This window comes from Seonamhaeicola sp. MEBiC01930 (genome assembly GCF_045277075.1).
GTDB lineage: Bacteria > Bacteroidota > Bacteroidia > Flavobacteriales > Flavobacteriaceae > Seonamhaeicola.
Genome location: NZ_CP104270.1, coordinates 2,794,488 through 2,811,596 on the forward strand (window position 1 = coordinate 2,794,488; position 17,109 = coordinate 2,811,596).

At 30.3% G+C, this 17,109-nt stretch carries 18 protein-coding genes; 9 read left to right on the top strand and 9 right to left on the bottom strand.

The genetic code is table 11. The annotated features are described in order from the left end of the window. Nucleotides 1-113: 113 nt before the first annotated feature. The 3 genes from N1F78_RS12090 to N1F78_RS12100 all read right to left on the bottom strand — a co-directional run bounded on the left by N1F78_RS12090 (nt 114) and on the right by N1F78_RS12100 (nt 2,536). Nucleotides 114-569, bottom strand: a complete 456-nt coding sequence (locus tag N1F78_RS12090) for a hypothetical protein (RefSeq protein WP_406683415.1) — start codon at nt 567-569, stop codon at nt 114-116. Nucleotides 570-722: 153 nt separating this feature from the next. After that, the gene (locus tag N1F78_RS12095; RefSeq protein WP_406683416.1) at nt 723-1,730 is read right to left on the bottom strand and encodes a hypothetical protein; all 1,008 of its coding nucleotides are present in this window, start codon (nt 1,728-1,730) and stop codon (nt 723-725) included. 161 nt (nt 1,731-1,891) lie between these two features. Then, a complete protein-coding gene (locus N1F78_RS12100) occupies nt 1,892-2,536 on the bottom strand; it encodes a porin family protein (RefSeq protein ID WP_406683417.1) in 645 nt (214 codons plus the stop codon). 201 nt (nt 2,537-2,737) lie between these two features. Between N1F78_RS12100 and N1F78_RS12105 the strand changes: the two genes are divergently transcribed. The 6 genes from N1F78_RS12105 (at nt 2,738) to N1F78_RS12130 (ending at nt 9,186) form a co-directional block, all read left to right on the top strand. Continuing rightward, nucleotides 2,738-3,127: a group III truncated hemoglobin gene (locus tag N1F78_RS12105; protein WP_406683418.1), complete on the top strand. Its 390-nt coding sequence runs from the start codon at nt 2,738-2,740 to the stop codon at nt 3,125-3,127. Nucleotides 3,128-3,218: 91 nt separating this feature from the next. Continuing rightward, on the top strand, nt 3,219-6,464 hold the full coding sequence (gene ccsA / locus N1F78_RS12110; RefSeq protein WP_406683419.1) for a cytochrome c biogenesis protein CcsA: 3,246 nt from the start codon (nt 3,219-3,221) through the stop codon (nt 6,462-6,464). 290 nt (nt 6,465-6,754) lie between these two features. Beyond that, nucleotides 6,755-7,321: an RNA polymerase sigma factor gene (locus N1F78_RS12115; RefSeq protein ID WP_406683420.1), complete on the top strand. Its 567-nt coding sequence runs from the start codon at nt 6,755-6,757 to the stop codon at nt 7,319-7,321. Between the two features lie 2 nt (nt 7,322-7,323). After that, entirely contained in the window at nt 7,324-7,521 is a 198-nt protein-coding gene (locus N1F78_RS12120) for a hypothetical protein (RefSeq protein ID WP_406683421.1), read from the top strand. 11 nt (nt 7,522-7,532) lie between these two features. Further along, a complete protein-coding gene (locus tag N1F78_RS12125) occupies nt 7,533-8,360 on the top strand; it encodes a mechanosensitive ion channel family protein (RefSeq protein WP_406683422.1) in 828 nt (275 codons plus the stop codon). 124 nt (nt 8,361-8,484) lie between these two features. Next, nucleotides 8,485-9,186: a hypothetical protein gene (locus tag N1F78_RS12130; RefSeq protein ID WP_406683423.1), complete on the top strand. Its 702-nt coding sequence runs from the start codon at nt 8,485-8,487 to the stop codon at nt 9,184-9,186. On the opposite strand, the gene N1F78_RS12135 is transcribed toward N1F78_RS12130, so the two are convergent. Next, complete coding sequence (locus tag N1F78_RS12135) at nt 9,183-9,899, bottom strand: LytR/AlgR family response regulator transcription factor (RefSeq protein WP_406683424.1); 717 nt, start codon at nt 9,897-9,899, stop codon at nt 9,183-9,185. The genes N1F78_RS12130 and N1F78_RS12135 overlap by 4 nt on opposite strands. Before the next feature lie 3 nt (nt 9,900-9,902). Then, complete coding sequence (locus N1F78_RS12140) at nt 9,903-10,952, bottom strand: sensor histidine kinase (RefSeq protein WP_406683425.1); 1,050 nt, start codon at nt 10,950-10,952, stop codon at nt 9,903-9,905. 191 nt (nt 10,953-11,143) lie between these two features. On the opposite strand from N1F78_RS12140, the gene N1F78_RS12145 reads away from it, so the two are divergent. Beyond that, nucleotides 11,144-11,551, top strand: a complete 408-nt coding sequence (locus N1F78_RS12145; RefSeq protein WP_406683426.1) for a MotA/TolQ/ExbB proton channel family protein — start codon at nt 11,144-11,146, stop codon at nt 11,549-11,551. A gap of 59 nt (nt 11,552-11,610) precedes the next feature. Here the strand turns inward: N1F78_RS12145 and N1F78_RS12150 are convergent, their stop codons facing one another. Then, the gene (locus N1F78_RS12150; RefSeq protein ID WP_406683427.1) at nt 11,611-12,477 is read right to left on the bottom strand and encodes a DUF4349 domain-containing protein; all 867 of its coding nucleotides are present in this window, start codon (nt 12,475-12,477) and stop codon (nt 11,611-11,613) included. 129 nt (nt 12,478-12,606) lie between these two features. Here N1F78_RS12150 and N1F78_RS12155 point away from each other — a divergent pair, with 129 nt between their 5' ends. Both N1F78_RS12155 and N1F78_RS12160 read left to right on the top strand, forming a co-directional pair. Next, nucleotides 12,607-13,497, top strand: coding sequence for a hypothetical protein (locus N1F78_RS12155; protein ID WP_406683428.1), 891 nt, complete (start codon nt 12,607-12,609; stop codon nt 13,495-13,497). Further along, on the top strand, nt 13,494-13,979 hold the full coding sequence (locus N1F78_RS12160) for a hypothetical protein (RefSeq protein WP_406683429.1): 486 nt from the start codon (nt 13,494-13,496) through the stop codon (nt 13,977-13,979). The genes N1F78_RS12155 and N1F78_RS12160 overlap by 4 nt, the downstream gene beginning before the upstream one ends. A gap of 44 nt (nt 13,980-14,023) precedes the next feature. Here N1F78_RS12160 and N1F78_RS12165 read toward each other — a convergent pair whose 3' ends face one another. Genes N1F78_RS12165 through N1F78_RS12175 form a run of 3 tightly spaced genes read right to left on the bottom strand, consistent with a single transcriptional unit; the run spans nt 14,024 to nt 17,109 of the window. Beyond that, on the bottom strand, nt 14,024-14,803 hold the full coding sequence (locus N1F78_RS12165) for a S1/P1 nuclease (RefSeq protein ID WP_406683430.1): 780 nt from the start codon (nt 14,801-14,803) through the stop codon (nt 14,024-14,026). 25 nt (nt 14,804-14,828) lie between these two features. Further along, nucleotides 14,829-16,181 (bottom strand): DEAD/DEAH box helicase, encoded by a 1,353-nt coding sequence (locus N1F78_RS12170; RefSeq protein ID WP_406683431.1) that lies wholly within the window; start codon nt 16,179-16,181, stop codon nt 14,829-14,831. Between the two features lie 37 nt (nt 16,182-16,218). Continuing rightward, nucleotides 16,219-17,109, bottom strand: a complete 891-nt coding sequence (locus N1F78_RS12175; RefSeq protein ID WP_406683432.1) for an aldose 1-epimerase family protein — start codon at nt 17,107-17,109, stop codon at nt 16,219-16,221.

Consider the following 17,109-nt stretch of genomic DNA (forward strand, 5'->3'; position numbering starts at 1 on the left):
CGTAGAAATTCGGCAGAATTTCGCAGTAGGAATCGATAGCTTTATTACTTATATAAATTTACCATTTTTCACGGTCATAGCAATGGATTATAGCCGATGTTGTAACACGTTTTTTAATCACCCTCATCAGGAGGAACAATAACAAAAGCCCATTCAACTTCCTTGGGAACTCCATAATGATTTAGAAATTCACCTCCAAGACCCGAGATCTGGGAATTAATATCTACAACTTCAAGTTCATTACCATCTCCGAAGGTAAACTTAATTCCATTATTCAGAATTAATGAATCGGTTTCATTCATACTTATAATTCTAAAGTGATTTGGTTTGATTTTTAACTCTTTGGCTATTTCAACATCGTTAGCGGTTTCGTTGTATAGAAAAATGTCATGTCTATTCCCAATTATTATATAAGTTGATGGTACAATGAATAATCGATTTCCCTTATCAATAAAATAATTTCCATTATCATTACTATAGCGATTCTCATTTTTAGCATTACGTAAATTTAAATAGACAATAGCAAATCCTATTAAAAGGGATAAAATCAAAAAGACTTTTTTATTCATTTTGATAATGTGTTACAACGGTCTCGTATAACCGTCAGTTACGGGTTAATATGCTTTATTATTCGGTTTGGCACTGACTTTAGCAATTCCGAGTGGATTCGGACGTAGTCGAATCCGCCGTAATTGCGGTTATACATTGTTGCCAGTAGTTTTTTATCTTGTTTCATACCCTTTTTCTAATATTTTTTCCTTTATTATTTTGTCCGTTTTTATTTTAGAAGTCCCGAAAATCAATGTTTTTAAAGATTTTGGTAATTCCGAATTAAAAAAGTTGTCAAAGTCAATATTGGTTTTGTAAATAGTTAGAGTTTCTAGATTTGTTAATTTGTCAAGTCCCGTGAGTTCGTTTAGTGTTTTGCAATTACTTATTATTAAACTTTTTAGACTCTCTGATTTCTCATAAAACTTTATTTTCTCTAACTTGATATTATCTTGAATAAATAACTTTTTAAGTTTTGAGAAATTAGAAATATTACTTAAATCATTAAATCCTCTTACCCAAGTAATTTCTAAATCCTCAATTTTATTGTCTCCAATTTCTTTAATATTTTCTCTACCGCCAAGAGTGAATTTTAAAGTCTTTAGTTTTTTTAATTTATTTATAAATGAGATAGAAACTTTCTTTATTGAATTTAAGTAAAGTGTTTCTAAATTTTCTAAATGTCCAATTGAATCAATATTTTTGGTATGATTTCCAACAATTAGAAACTTCAATTTTTTAAAGTTTTTCAGATGCTCTAAATTGAATGCTTTTGTTCTTGTTTCGGTTAAGAATAACTCCTCAACATTCCATAAATTTTGATAGCTTAAAACCTCTGTTTCTTTTAATTCAAAAATTCCAATTGACAATTTTTCTAAATACTCTAAATTTTTAAGGTATTCGATATTTTTAGCTTCCATTAAACAGTCAATATACAAGCACTTAACGTCAGGAATTATCTCTAGGTTTTTCAAGTCAAAGGATTTTCCATAATGCCCAAAAAATCTTATTCCAAAGTCGCGACTGTATTTTTTAGATAATTGATTTAATTCAGTCAACATTTTTCTATTGAATGAATTTTGAGAAAATTGAACAATAACGTGTTTTCCACTTTTTATGTGTTCATCTATTATTCTTTTGTCAATTTTTTTTGGGTCGGTAATTCTTTGTTGTGGTTTCAAATTTATGATTGGTCAAATTACTGGCAACGGTTGGTATAAGAATAGTGCGGTTTTGAGTCCGAGGATTTTCCGAAGGAAAATCGTAGTGACCAAATACGCACTAGCCTTTTGATTTAGGATTAAACTTAAGTATTATTTTTATACTATGTTGGCAAACGTATTTATATTCCTAGACCCCAGCTTAATATTAGTTTTATAGTATTTGTTTTTACCGTTCCACCAACGTGTTTTGGAACGCCTCCTGTATCTATAATTCCGAAATCATCTCTTATTTCAATTGTTAAGTCATTGTTTTCATTAAGGGAAATATTCGTTCCAATTCCAATAGAGAGTCCGAAATCAATATTTTTCTGTTCGGTAACAACATCACTATCATCATTCGGATAATCTGGTTCAATTTTATTATCTAATAAATAGTTTAAAAAAGGTCCACTATTTGCGAAAAATTTTGAATTTCCAAATTCGTATTTTAATAGGATAGGCACATTTATATATTCATATATTTCTCTGAAATTTTCTGTTCCAGTTTCTTCGGCTTCATTATTAAAGTATGTAAGTTGTAATTTCTTAATTTTCCTTTCGTAATTGATGTTAGCCTTTAGGGATAGGTTTTCTTTTAGATAATAGTCAAACGTAACTCCAAACAAATATCCTACTTTAAAGTTATTATATTTTGCGTATTCGTGTCCTCTAATATCTGGGTAGTTTATTCCAGCATTTATTCCAATTTTAAAATCATTTTGAGCACTTAAATTCATCGAAAATATTAATCCTAACACGATTAATAATAATTTACTTCCATTCATAATAGGTATTATAGTTTTGAGTGGGTTCTAATGTTTGCCAACCGGTGTATAAAGACAATTGCATTTATTTGTAAATAAATACAATTGTCTTTATATCTTCTATATTTCTTCAAATATAAATAAATACTTACAAATTATTAAAGGTTTGTTTTGTAATAATATGATGATTTCCAACTAGGGATGGTTTATCTTTGTTTTTCTATGGAAAAGCCAGATATTAAAACTAGAGCAGACGTGTTTTTATTAGTGTCATCTTTTTATAAAAAGGTAAGGAAAGATAGTGTTTTGGGGCCTTTTTTTAATGATGTCATTGAAGATTGGGATGAGCATCTTGAAAACCTAACAGATTTTTGGCAATCTAGCTTATTTTTAAAAACTAAATATTACGGTAACCCTTTAGAAGCACATGTTAAAGTAGATAAAGCCAATAACAACAGTATAACAGAAAAACACTTTGGTATATGGCTAAACTTGTGGTTTCAAACCATAGAAGAGTTATTTGCTGGCGATTATGCAGAAAATGCTAAAAGACGGGCTAGAAAAATGGGCACCTTTCTTTACATAAATATTTTTAAAGCAAGACAATTGTAATTGAAGTTTGCTATCAGTTTAAAACTTGTCTTTTAACAGTTTTTAAATGAACTTAAATATGTAAATTTGCACGACCTTAAAAGGTACTCTTATGCAAAAAAAAATAGCAAACATTCTCTTTTCAACGCGTCTTACTGGTGTTTTATTTATTGTTTTTGCTGCAGCAATGATTGCAGGTACATTTTTAGATGCTGGACAAGAAACTTCGCCAACGCCATATACTAGAAACTTAATTTATAATGCTTGGTGGTTTGAGGCTATTATGGGCTTATTTGTTGTTAATTTTTGTGGTAACATTTTTAGATACAGATTGTACAAAAAAGAAAAATGGGCAACCTTAATTCTGCACGTAGCTTTTATATTAATTTTCATTGGCGCTTTTATAACAAGATATGTAAGCTTTGAAGGAATGATGTCTATTCCAGAAGGAGGAACCGAAAATGTTTTCCTTTCTCAAAAAACATATGTTACTGCATATATTGATGGCGATTATGAAATTAATGGAGTACAGCAACGTTTACCACTAGAATATGAGGTAGATTTTTCTAAACGATTAGACAACGATTTTAAAATTGAAACCAATTATAACAAGCAACCAGTGTCTATTGAATTAGAAAAGTTTGTTGTTGGGGCCGAAGAAGATATTGTACCCAATGAGAATGGAGATGACTATCTTAAATTGGTTGGTACAAGTGGGGGTGGAAGACATAACCACTTTTTAAAAGTAGGAGAGCAAGCTAGTATTCATAATGTTATTTTTACTTTAAATAATCCTGCTAAAGGGGCCGTGAACATTTTATATCAAGGAGATTCCTTATCTATAGATTCTCCGTTTGATGGGTCTTATATGGTAATGGCTACCCAGGAGCAAGGAACCTTAGTTAAGGATAGTTTACAACCCTTAAACTTACGCGCGTTATACACTATTGGAAATATGAAAATAGTTGTTCCAGAACCTGTGGTTAAAGGTGTTTTTGATATTGTACAAAAAGAAACCGTAAATAAAAATGATGAAGACGGTGCTATTTTTAATATTACAACAAACGGAGAAACTAAACGTATTGGGGTACTTGGAGGGAAAGGTATGAATAGACCCTTTGAGCAGATTAAAGTTGGTGGTTTAGATATTGCTATTCAATATGGTGCCAAGGTTTTAGAGCTGCCTTTTAGTATTAAATTAAATGATTTTGTAGCAGATAAATTTCCAGGATCTGATATTAATTCGGCCTATTCTAGCCAGGTTACTGTAATTGATGAGCAAGAAGGTAGTTTTGATTATAAAATTTACATGAATAATATTCTAGATCATCGCGGATATAGGTTTTTTCAATCTAGTTTTTTTCCAGATGAAAAAGGAACTATTTTATCTGTAAATCATGATTATTGGGGTTCATTAATTACCTATATAGGTTATTTCATGTTATACTTTGGTTTATTGGCCATTTTATTTGTAAAGGGAGCTAGATTTTCTGATTTAAGAAAACAACTTAGCAAAGTGAAAGAGAAAAAATCGAAATTAATAGCAATACTATTTTTTGGTTTAGGTTTAGTAGGGTTTTCTCAACAGCATTCTGAAAATGATGGACATGATCATTCAACTCATACAGAAGTTAGAACCAACCCATCAAAAACACAAATAGATTCTATTATAACAGCTAATATTACGCCTAAAGCACATGCCGAAAAGTTTGCGCATTTGGTAATTCAGGATTTAGACGGACGTATGAAACCTGTAAGTACCTATGCATCAGAAATGCTTCGTAAAATTAGCAAACATGATACTTATGAAGATTTTGATGCTCATCAAGTATTTCTGTCTATGCAGGAGAGCCCGCGGTTATGGTATAATGTTCCCGTAATTTATTTGGCAAAGAAGAAAGCGGATACAATACGTTATATTATTGGTACTAATGTTGAAGATAAGTATGTTACTTTGGCCGATTTCTTTTCAGATAGAGGTGTTTATAAGTTACAACCTTATTTAGATGATGCGTTTAGTACTAATCAACCTAATGGTTATCAAAAAGAAATACAAGAAGCTCATAAGCGCGTTAATTTACTATTTAATACTATTGAAGGGGCAACCTTAAAATTATTCCCAATACCAGAAGATGTAAATAATACATGGATATCTTCTAGTGATTATAAAATGGGTCTGCATAAAATTCAAGATTCACTTTACGGAAATTTTATAAAGAATGGGTTTCAAGCGTATTTGTATACACTTAATAATGCTAAACAGACAGGAGATTTTTCTGAAGCTGAAAAATTATTGGAAGCCTTTAAAAAAACTCAACATAAGTATGGAAGTGAGGTGATGTTGAGTGATGATAAAATTCATACCGAAGTGCTGTATAATAAGTATGATATTTTTAAAAAACTATTTAGTTGGTACATGTATGCAGGATCTTTAATGTTTATTTTATTGATAATTCAAATTTTTAAAGATAAGAGTAAGGTACTTAGTAAAATTATCTTAGTTTTTAGATGGATAATAGTGTCGTTATTCCTTCTGCATTTAGGCGGTTTAATTATGCGTTGGTATGTCTCTGGGCATGCACCTTGGAGTGACGCTTATGAATCTATGATTTATGTAGCTTGGTCTACCATGTTATTTGGTTTAATTACGGGTATAAGTACAAAGCAAGGTAGGTCTATATTAAGTTTTAATAAGAAGGGGTCAGATCTAACAATAGCAGCAGCAGCTTTTGTAACCTCAATGTTATTAATGGTAGCTCATTTTCAATGGATGGATCCCGCAATAGGTAATTTACAGCCCGTTTTAAATAGCTATTGGTTAATGATTCACGTAGCTGTAATTGTAGCAAGTTACGGACCATTTACTTTAGGAATGATTTTAGGAATTGTATCATTGTTCTTAATGGCAGTTACCACTAAATCCAACAGGACTAAAATGGATTTAAATATTAAAGAGCTTACTATTATTAATGAAATGGCGCTTACTGTAGGTTTAGTTATGCTAACCATTGGTAACTTTTTAGGAGGTATGTGGGCTAATGAAAGTTGGGGGCGTTACTGGGGTTGGGACCCAAAAGAAACATGGGCACTAATAAGCATTATGATTTATGCTTTTGTAATTCATATGCGTTTAATACCTGGGCTTCGTGGGCGTTGGTTCTTTAACCTATGCTCTGTAATAGCCATTTCGTTTATTATATTTACTTATTTTGGTGTAAATTTCTACTTAGCAGGTTTACACTCTTACCAATCTGGTCAGCAACTAGATAGTTTTAAAAGTATTGCTATAGCTTTAGGTTTTGTTGCAATTCTTGGATTCTGGAGTTATAGAGGTTTTGTAAAGTATTATAAAAAGTAATTTTGTTTTAGCGACTCATTTTTAATGAAAATTTGTAAGTTTGAAATACAAAGGATTTAACCTTTTAAATAAAACTACTTGTAATTAAATATAAAAAAGAAATGTTTTCCCTAACTATTCTTTTTTGCAGTTATTGTAGCTAAAATGCTTCTTATTACTAGCAATACCAGAAAACTCAAACATTGTTTTGCTTTAAATTACAGTTTATTATATTTTATGTCATCTTTTTGGTGACTTTTAATCTTGTTAAGTGTCTTAACACATAACAACTAAATAGCTGTAAGCTAAATTTGGAAACCCTAAAACATATTAATAAGCAACCAGATGAAGATCTGGTGGAAGCAATAGTTAAAACTAATGACACTTTGCTTTTTGAGATTTTATATGATAGGTATTCTATGTTAGTATATAATAAATGTTTAGGTTTTGCCAAAGACACAGATGAGGCTAAAGATTTAGCGCAAGATGTTTTTCTAAAACTTTTTGTTAAGTTGGCAAGTTTTAAAGGAAAATCAAAATTTTCAACTTGGTTATATGCTTTTACATATAATCATTGTGTAAATTATGTAACCAGAAATACGGCTAAAAAGTTTCAAAAGCAGTCTGTAGATTATAAAGATATAGAAAACCTTTCTGAAGATGAAGATGATAATAGCCTGCTTAGTATGAAGGTTGATAAATTGAAGGTAGCATTAGAAAAAATTTCACCAGATGAAAAAATGATTCTTTTGCTTAAATATCAAGACTTACTATCTATAAAAGATATAGTTAATGTTTTAGATATTGGAGAAAGCGCTGTTAAGATGAGAATTAAACGCGCAAAGGATAAATTAATAACAGTATATAATAACCTATAATAATGGATAATCCATTTGAATATGTAAATAAGCCACTTAAGGAAGTTCCTCAGGAACTTAAGGCTAAGGTTATGAATGATATTGCCATGGCTAAATTGCTAATGGAATTGGCTGCCCTATTCTCTTATAATATTGGCGATATTATTGAATCTGTTATGAAACAAAGAGACCAAAAAGAAAAAAATAACAACCCTAACTAATTAGTAAGAAAATGGAAAAAGCAACAGAATGGAAAAACGTAGCAATGGAATCATTACAAGCTATGTGGTTGGAAATAACAAAAGTATTCCCAAGTATTATTGGCGCTTTAATAGTTTTAGTTTTTGGATGGCTATTTACAAAATTAATAGTGCGCCTAATAAAGAAAGCCCTAAAAATTGCTAAAGCAAATAAGTTAGATGATAAACTTAACGAAATTGAAATTGTAGAAGGTAAAAAACTGAATTTTGATACTATTATGATAGTTTCAAATTTTGTGAAATGGGTAATGTATATCATGCTCATAATTATGGTTTCAGATATTTTGAATTTAACCATGATTTCTGAACAAATTAGTAACCTATTAGGTTATTTGCCTCAACTATTTTCAGCAGTTGTAATTTTTACTATTGGTCTTGTTTTGGCTAACGTAATAAAAAAAGGGCTGAAGTCATTTTTTGAATCTATGGATTTATCTGGTGCTAAAATTATTAGTCAGGTAGTTTTCTTTATTATTCTAATTTTCACTTCAATAACCGCTTTAAATCAAGCTGGTGTTAATACAGAGATTATTACCAGTAATATTACCATGATATTGGCAGCCTTTTTACTTGCCTTTGCCTTAGCTTTTGGTTTTGGTGCACAAAAGGTGGTGGGTGATTTGTTAAAAACATTTTATGCTAGAAAAACATACGAGATTGGACAGGTTATCGAATTTAACAATATAAAAGGTGAGGTTGATGCAATTGATAACATGTGTATTACGTTAAAGACAGAGAAGGGTAAATTGGTTGTACCCATAAAAGATATTGTTGAGAACCAAGTAAAGATACAGGGTTAACTTTAAGTTAGGGTTAAATTTGGTTGGTTATTTTCTGTAATTTGAAAGGTTCTTAAGTCCCTTTCCATTAATTTGGAAGGGGATTTTTTTTGTAATAACTTAGAACTCATTAAACGCTTACTTTATGAAATTATCTATTGCTTTTGTGCTGACTCTATTTTTTAGTTTAAAACTAATTGCTCAAGCTAGTATACCCGATAATTATAAGCTGATTTATTCTCAAGATTTTGAGCAACCTCAGGTTATAAACCATTTTGAAATGACAGACCCTAACGCATGGAGAATTGGTAAGGGTGAAAATGGAAATTGCATGGAGCTATTTAAACAAAGTGAATACATAAGTGTTGTGCGCTCCCCATTTAATATAGCCATGATAAAAGATGTTTTGGTAGGTGATTTTATTTTCGAAATTAGATTAAATCAAAACGGACGAGAGTACTCTCATAGAGATTTATGTTTAATGTTCGGAATTAACAATCCATCAAATTTTTATTATACACATATTGCAAGTAAACCAGATGATAAAGCACACAGTATTTTTATTGTTAATGATGAACCTAGAACCAGTATTGTTTCTAAAAGAAATAACGGTGCAAATTGGGGTGACAAAGATTCATGGCATACCGTAAGAGTGGTTAGAAAAGTTGAAGAAGGTGCTATAGAGATATACTTTGATGATATGACAACGCCAATTATGGAAGCAAATGACACACATTTTAAATCGGGTTATTTAGGTTTTGGTTCTTTTGACGACACTGGTAAATTTGATGATATTAAAATTTGGGCTCCAGAGCTTATTAAGGCAAAAGCCAGATTCTTTAATTAGAATTTCTCCAAAGTATTTAAAACCTCCTTTTTATAGCTTCTACTAATAGGTAATGACTTTTTGTTGATGGTAATTTCCTCGTTTGTAAAAGACGAAATGTGCCCTAATGAGATTATAAAAGACCTATGTATACGCATAAAATTATTGTTGGGAAGTTTTGCTTCTACAGAACTTATGGTTTCCCTGGTTACAATGGTTTCGTTATTTAAATGAATTTTTATATAATCACTATAGCTTTCAATATAGATTATCTCCCCAAAATCAATCTTAATCATTCGTCTGTCAGAACGTACAAACATAAACTCATTACCATTTAACGATTCTATGGAATTGGATTCGTTCTCACCATAAATATCAAAATAATTGTTAATTGCTCTAAGTAATCTTTCAAACGAAATGGGTTTTAACAGATAATCAACTGCTTGTAATTCAAATCCTTCTACAGCATAGTCTCTATAAGCTGTAGTAAAAATTATTTTAATGTCTTTGCTAATTGATTTTGCAAACGAAATGCCAGACACTTCAGGCATATTAATATCCAGAAAAATTAAATCAACATGGTGGTTTCTTAAATAGCTAAACCCTTCAATAGCATTATTACAACTAGCTACTTTATTTATATTGGGTATTTTAGTTAGGTGAGAAGCAATAACCTCTTGAGCCATACTTTCATCATCAATAATTAAACATGATATGTCTTTGTTCTGGTTCAAATGCTAAATAATATTTAGGGTTAAATTAACTTTAAAGATACCGTTTTTGTTGTCTATTTTAAAGTTGTATTTGTCTTTATATAATAGGTCTAAGCGCTTTTTTATATTGGTTAAACCAATGCCGTTTTTTAATTCTTCTTCCTCGGAAAAAGTGTTTTCTATATTGAAATATATTTTATTTTCTTCACATTTTATAGAGGAAATTATTTTTAGTTTGCCATTCTTTAGTGTACCATGTTTAAAACTGTTTTCTATAAATGGAAGTAATAACATGGGGGCAATTTTAATGTCTTCTGAAATATTGTCGGTGGTAAAATTAATATTCAGGGTTTGGTTGAAACGCATTTTTTCTAATTCAATATAATCTTTTATATGATTTATGTCTTCGGTCAGCAGTACAAATGGTTTATCAACTTTGTAAAGCAAATAATCTAATAAATTAGAGAGCTTAAGAATCATTTCTGGTGTTTCATTAGCTTTCTTTAGTGCAAAACCATACATAGTATTTAATGTATTGAACAAAAAATGCGGATGAATTTGCATTTTTAAATAATTCAATTCTTGTTCCTTTAGTTTTAGTTGTGCCTCTAAAATTTTATTTTCAAGTTTACTTGTTTCTTGAGTATGTTTTAAGTTTAGTTTAAGAAGCTTATATCCGCTGGCTATTATAACCACCAAATAAACAGCAGTAGCTACAAATAAAAGGCTTCTACTAATAGGAGCCATATCTGCATAGTCAAAATTGGAAAGATATATTAGTCCGTAGAAAACAGAAACTACAATAAGATATGCCGAAATTGTTAGAGTACAAAACGTATAAAAGCAAAACCTTACATATTGTTTTGTAATAAGGTATTCCGGTATAATTTTATAAATAAAAACATAAGTAGTAGCTATGGTAATGGGCATTAAGAATAATGAGAATGATAAAACATAATTAAAATTATCATTATCAAACCCAAAGAAATAGGTGTAAAAAAGTAGAACACCACTCCAAAAAAGTATATGTAAAAATAACTGACCTAATTTCTTTAAAATAAATATAGTCTTCATTATTAATATTAATAATATACAATATTAATGTATTTTTAGTCCTATAGTTGTTTTTATAGACAGATAACCAAATTAAAGCCTGTTTCTGCATTATGTTGTTTTTATAGTTAATATGGTCATCCGTCGCATTTTTATTTTCTAAGTGCTTTCTGGGTTTATGTTTGTGGCATGTTTAATTAAAATTATCAATTATGAATGTCTTTTTATTAAGTTTACTTGCACCTTTAATGGGCAATGTTTTTGTTGACAGGTTTAACGAAGGAGGTCCATTTTTTATGTCACTTATTTTAATATGTTTAATAGTAGCACTCCTCTTCTTGGTACTTGGGTTTTTAAATTTGAAAAAAAGCCCGGATAAATCTAAGAAAATGACTGGGTTAGCTTCAGACAGTAGTATTTTAGGCTTGGTGTTTGGTTTAATGGGGTCTATTATTGGTATGATAGAAGCCTTTGATGCCATTGATGCCCTTGGAGATGTTAGTCAAGGAATGATGGCAGGTGGTTTAAAAGTAGCCTTATTAACTACTGTTTTTGGAGCTATTACTTTTATTTTACCTAGGATTGGTATCATAATTATTAAGGCATTACATAAACCATAATTTAAATTATTTAGTTTAATGAAACCCCCTTTTCAAGGTATTGAAAAGGGGGTTTAGTTTTACCTCTGCTTAAAGCGTTTTCTAATATAGATAATAAGGAGCGTACCTGTAATTATTAATGGCCAAATATGAAGAATACCTAATAATATGTTTTCAATAAGTTCCCAACCAAATGACAGGGCATTTTTAGATTTTGTCCAAAAGGTTTTGTTATAAGTTACGGGCTCTTCCTTGTAATCAACTGTTTCATATAAATCAATATGAATAGTACTAAATGATACTTTATTACTTAAATATTTAAGCCTACCTTGAGCTGCTTCAATTTCTTCTTGAATGATTCTTATTTTATCTTCAGTGTTTAAAATATCTTCTACAGTAATTGCATTTTTGCGCAAAATGGATTCAAAACGCTTCTTAACTTCAAGCTTAGTTTTAAGTCGTGATTGCAAATCAATATATTCTTCTGTAACATCTTTTGTGGTTATATTTTCATAATCAATGAATTCAGCAACTCCGCTAATAGAGTCCATTAATGAATCAAAATACTGTTGTGGGATTTTAATAGTGAATCTATTAGCTTTTTGATAAAGATTGTTTTCAAAGCGCATATCAGAAATATATGCTCCGTATTTAGTGGCTACCTGCTTTATTTCATTGGTAGCCTCTTTTACATGCTTTACTTTGTATTTGGCTTTTGCCGATTTTATTATTTTTAAGTTCTTTGGAATGTAGTTGGTTGTGGCACCCACTTTTAAAACTTTTTCTGAACCTTGATTTGAAACCGATTCAAAATCTTGGTCTACTTCAACCTCTTCAAGCATAACACTTTCATTATGCTTTGATGTATTCTGACAAGATAAAATGAGAACAAATATGAAGAAAGTCAATGTAATTTTAAATACTGTTTTTAATGGTTTTGCTTTCATAATTTTATATTTTTAAGATTTATAAAACAAACCTAATGTCTCAAAATAGAGATGCCTTGTAAAAGCTTTGTATTTCAATTGTAAATTATTTTACAAATTGCAATGCATTTGTTTTCAATAGATTAAAATTTGAATAGAGAAGACGCTTATTACTTCAATGAATTAAAAAAAGCTATTACAGCTTCATTTTTAAGGCATCATAGTGCTCCAGATTCTATAAATAATTGGAAAGGCGAGGATATTGTTTTGTTTCAGGAAGACCTTTTTGATAAAGTGAAAGCTAAAGTAAGTGAAAAATGGTTTTATACTTACTTTAAAAACGAAACCCAAAAACTTCCTAGAATTGATATGCTTAATTTGTTAGCCCAATATATTGAGTTTGAAAATTGGCGTGCATTTAAAGATTCTGTTTCTGTGGCTACTGAAAAGAGACGCTTTAAAAAGAGATATTTGTTTATAGGGTTTCCAATTTTGGTATTTGCATTGATGTATTGGGTTCTAGTTAAAGAAAATGAGTTTCATTTTTGTTTTGTTGATGAGGTGAAAAACCAATCTATCACGGAGATTGTACTCGATATTAAAGTGTTACAAAACAATGAATCTCCACTATATTTTAAGGCAGATAGCTCAGGGTGTTTTTCTTATAAAACCAAGGCTGATTTTGTGAAATTTGTAGTGCAGTCTCCTTACCATAAGACAGATACTATAACTAGATTCATTGATTCTAATACTAACAAAACGGTTAAGCTTTCTACAGATGATTATGCACTTATGCTACATTATTACTCAAATGGAAAGGTTAACGATTGGAAAAAACATAAAGCACAACTTGAGGGTTTAATTGCTAATGATGCTCAAATATATCAGCTGTTTGATAGTAGTGTTGGTGTACAGGTGTTTACTAAGGAAGAGTTTATTAGGTTGCTAACCATCCCTACACAAAACCTAAAACATGTGGAGATATTAGATAAAAGCATGAAGAACGAACAAATTGTGAAACTAAAGTTTATTGTAAAATGAGGTATATAGTTTACATATTAATATTTGTTTTTGTGTTTTCATGTAAAAATGAATCAGTTAATAAACTTGAAAGTGTGGATTTAGAAAATGAAGTGGTTGAAATTGATAAGCCAATTGAAGTTTCTGAAATACATAATTTTGAAACCTTATCAGCTCAAAAGCTGTCTGAGTATTTTGATTTACTAAAATTGAAATCGCAACACCCCGATTTTGAAGAAGATATTGTTGCTCAGTTAAAGGGCTATGCTTCAGAACCGATTTTTAGCTTCAAAATAAATGATGATTTTGAAATTAAAAACATTCGCTCAATGGGAGAACAAATAAAGAAAGCAGATACACTTAGTAAATTACAATTTATGTTTGATATAGATTCGAAGTTTGTAAAGATGAAAGATTCTGTTTTCGCCTATATAAGCTCAAAAACTATTGTAGTTGATGGTAAGGAATTAAAATCTAATAAAGTTAGGTTTTCTAGAGAATAATTTTTTTAGATTTTATTTTCGTTAGAATGTCAACATATAATTTACTAAAACAAATCATTCAATACTTTTGCTAATCTAATACCAGCAATTTGGAGTTGAGATCTAACTGTACCAAAGTGATTGTATGAGTATCTATATCTTAAATTATCACCTTCTTTTACAGAATCATAAACATTTTTAGTCAATTCATGGGTTTCATTTACCCAATCTATAACAGTTCCTTTTTGAAGTTCTTTTATTTCCTTTTTAGAGATAAAACTAGCATTATCAGCTAATTCACTATATGTCATACCATAGTTGTCAATCATTTCTGTGTCCCAAACTCTGTGAAGATTAGAATCATGATAAAACCACTGAACCTTAAAATCATTTCCGCCTTTGTCTTCTGCTAATCCAACGTGCATTGGCTGATGTAAATCCCCAACCAAATGTATTAGCATTCTTAAATAGAAAGCTTTGTCTCCATCTGAAGATGTTTCACTTTTTATAATTTTAATGCATTGTTCTATTCCACTCACTAAATCGCCATCCGGATGTCTTTTAGCCGAGTCATATTTAGCATCCAATGGCATATTAATAAAATGCCAAGTGTAAAACTCATTATAGCGTCTGTCAGATTTAATTTCGTCAGCAAATGTTGAAACTAGTGCTAAAGATTCTCTTCCAAGTAGTTTTTTAATGGCGCGCTTGGTTTTTGGTTTCAAATGTTTTGTAGCAATTTCTCCAACAACACGATGTCCCGTAGAACCCCAATCAGATTTTGCTGATAAATTGAAGGTAATTATAAGACTAAAAAGTAAGGCAGTAAAAAGTTTTGTTTTCATTTTATGCGTTTGTGTTGACTAAAATTTATTTTCTTTTGTTCCTTTTGTTATAATTTTTATCGCCTCTAGTTTTAGGCTTCTTGTATTTTTTTACTATTTCTCTACGATATTTGCCTCCTAAATTTTCCTTTTGGTTTTTTTCTTTCTTTTCATGGAATGCAGCACCAGGAGCATCTTCGTCCCGCCTTTTAGTTGGATTATTTCGTTCTTTTATTTGCGGACGCTCCTCCTCAATCAATTCAGTTGATATCTCAACCATATCAGAGAGTTCTATTAATGGAATTTTCATAGCCATTAAATTCTCAATACGTTCAATAGCATCATGTTCTTTATCGGTTGAAAAAACCAAAGATTCTCCTTTTCGCTCTGCTCGACCCGTTCTACCAATACGGTGCATATAGTTTTCAGGATAATCAGGAGTGTCAAAATTAATAACATGAGAAACATTATCAATATCTAAACCACGTGCCATAACATCGGTTGCAATTAAAATGCGGTTATGACCTTCTCTAAATTGTTCTATGCTTCTTAATCTATAATTTTGTGTCTTATTAGAGTGAATGACACACAGTTCTTCTTTAAAATATTCATCTAATTTTTCAAATAACCGATCTGCCATTCGTTTATAAGCCACAAATATTAAAACCTTATTAAATTCTTTAATATCATTTAATAAATGAACTAACAGATTCACTTTAGTATAGAAGTTAGGAACGTTATACCTGTTTTGAGAGATGTTATTTAATGGTGTTCCTGAAACAGCAATTGATACACGTTCAGGGCTTTTAAAGAAATCGTTAATAAGTAGATCTACATCTTCAGTCATGGTTGCAGAAAACATTATGTTTTGTCTGCGTTCTGGAAGTAAATCGAATATATTGATAAGCTGATGTCTAAATCCTAAATCTAACATAACATCAACTTCATCTATAACCAATTTTTGAATAGATTTTAATTGCAATACTCTACTTAAAGCCAAATCATATAGTCTACCTGGGGTAGCTACCAAAATATCTAAGCCTTCTGCTATAGCCTGTTTTTGGGTATTGATATTTGTGCCACCGTAAACCCCTAAAATTCGATTGTTTATATATTTGGAAAGTTTTTCAATCTCTTCAACAACTTGAACCACTAATTCGCGCGTTGGAACCAAAACCAAAACTCTTGGGTTTTCCTGCTTAGAAAACTTCAAGTTCTTTAAAATAGGTAACATATAGGCAAAGGTTTTACCAGTACCTGTTTGGGCAATACCAACAACATCTTTTCCTGATGCTACTACATTAAAAGCTTTTTCCTGAATTGGAGTAGGGGTTGTAAACCCCAAATCATCAAGAGCATTATTCAGCGGTGTATTTAAATTTAAATCTTTAAAAGTCACGTTGTACTATTTAGCAAGCAAAGTTACGCTTAATATTTTAGTGTAAATGTGCATTATTAATTTCAATTAAGTAACTAGCTTCAAACGTTTTGTTTGCATCAAGTTTTAAAATTCCTTCTTTAGTTTTAAAATCTTGATTGGTGTTTTCATTATCAGCAATACCAAGCCAAGGTTCAATACAAACAAAATCACCATTTGGTTTAGCCCATATGCCCAAATAGTTATAATCTGGATAACTAACCGACAATATTTCACCGTTTAAATTACTTTTTAAAGTTACTTTTCTAGATTTTAAATCTTTAAAAACAAGGGCATCGTCATTAAATAAATTATGCGTTAGCTTTAATTGGTTTGTGTTATTAAAAATAGCCCTGGTGTTTGAAGAAATAAGCCCATTTTGTGGGTTTATGAGATGCGTGTTTGAGCTTTCAATTTGTTCAAATTCTAAAATGTAATCATCATAGTTTTCATTTTCAAAAACGGGACATTTAAAAGCGGGATGGCCACCTAAAGAAAAATAAAGAACCTTGTTGTCAATATTTTTTATGGTATGTTGTACTTCTAAACTATTATCATTGAGTTTATATGTTATGTAAAACTCAAATTTAAATGGATACATTTTTAATAATGCTTCATTATAAGTTAGTTTAAAAACAAGACTATTTTCATTTTGTTTATGTAACTGAATATCGGTATTATGTCTAATGAAGCCATGTTTTGGGAGTTCAAAAGACTCATTTTCTAGGATGTAAGTATTGTTTTTTAGAGCACCAATAATTGGAAACAAATTTGGTGCAAAACTCCCCCATACATTAGAATCTGCATTCCACATAAAGTTGGTATCATGTTTTACCGAAACTATTTTGCAGAGTTCAGCCCCAATTTTTTTTACATTAATTTTAAGTTTTTCGTTCTCTAAATTGTACAT

Coding starts and splice junctions, on each gene's coding strand:
- N1F78_RS12150 (WP_406683427.1), bottom strand. CDS start 12,477: ATGAAAGCAAAACCATTAAAAACAGTATTTAAAATTACATTGACTTTC.
- N1F78_RS12160 (WP_406683429.1), top strand. CDS start 13,494: ATGAGGTATATAGTTTACATATTAATATTTGTTTTTGTGTTTTCATGT.
- N1F78_RS12105 (WP_406683418.1), top strand. CDS start 2,738: ATGGAAAAGCCAGATATTAAAACTAGAGCAGACGTGTTTTTATTAGTG.
- N1F78_RS12125 (WP_406683422.1), top strand. CDS start 7,533: ATGGAAAAAGCAACAGAATGGAAAAACGTAGCAATGGAATCATTACAA.
- N1F78_RS12130 (WP_406683423.1), top strand. CDS start 8,485: ATGAAATTATCTATTGCTTTTGTGCTGACTCTATTTTTTAGTTTAAAA.
- N1F78_RS12090 (WP_406683415.1), bottom strand. CDS start 569: ATGAATAAAAAAGTCTTTTTGATTTTATCCCTTTTAATAGGATTTGCT.
- N1F78_RS12145 (WP_406683426.1), top strand. CDS start 11,144: ATGAATGTCTTTTTATTAAGTTTACTTGCACCTTTAATGGGCAATGTT.
- ccsA (WP_406683419.1), top strand. CDS start 3,219: ATGCAAAAAAAAATAGCAAACATTCTCTTTTCAACGCGTCTTACTGGT.
- N1F78_RS12175 (WP_406683432.1), bottom strand. CDS start 17,109: ATGTACAATTTAGAGAACGAAAAACTTAAAATTAATGTAAAAAAAATT.
- N1F78_RS12165 (WP_406683430.1), bottom strand. CDS start 14,803: ATGAAAACAAAACTTTTTACTGCCTTACTTTTTAGTCTTATAATTACC.
- N1F78_RS12140 (WP_406683425.1), bottom strand. CDS start 10,952: ATGAAGACTATATTTATTTTAAAGAAATTAGGTCAGTTATTTTTACAT.
- N1F78_RS12100 (WP_406683417.1), bottom strand. CDS start 2,536: ATGAATGGAAGTAAATTATTATTAATCGTGTTAGGATTAATATTTTCG.
- N1F78_RS12120 (WP_406683421.1), top strand. CDS start 7,324: ATGGATAATCCATTTGAATATGTAAATAAGCCACTTAAGGAAGTTCCT.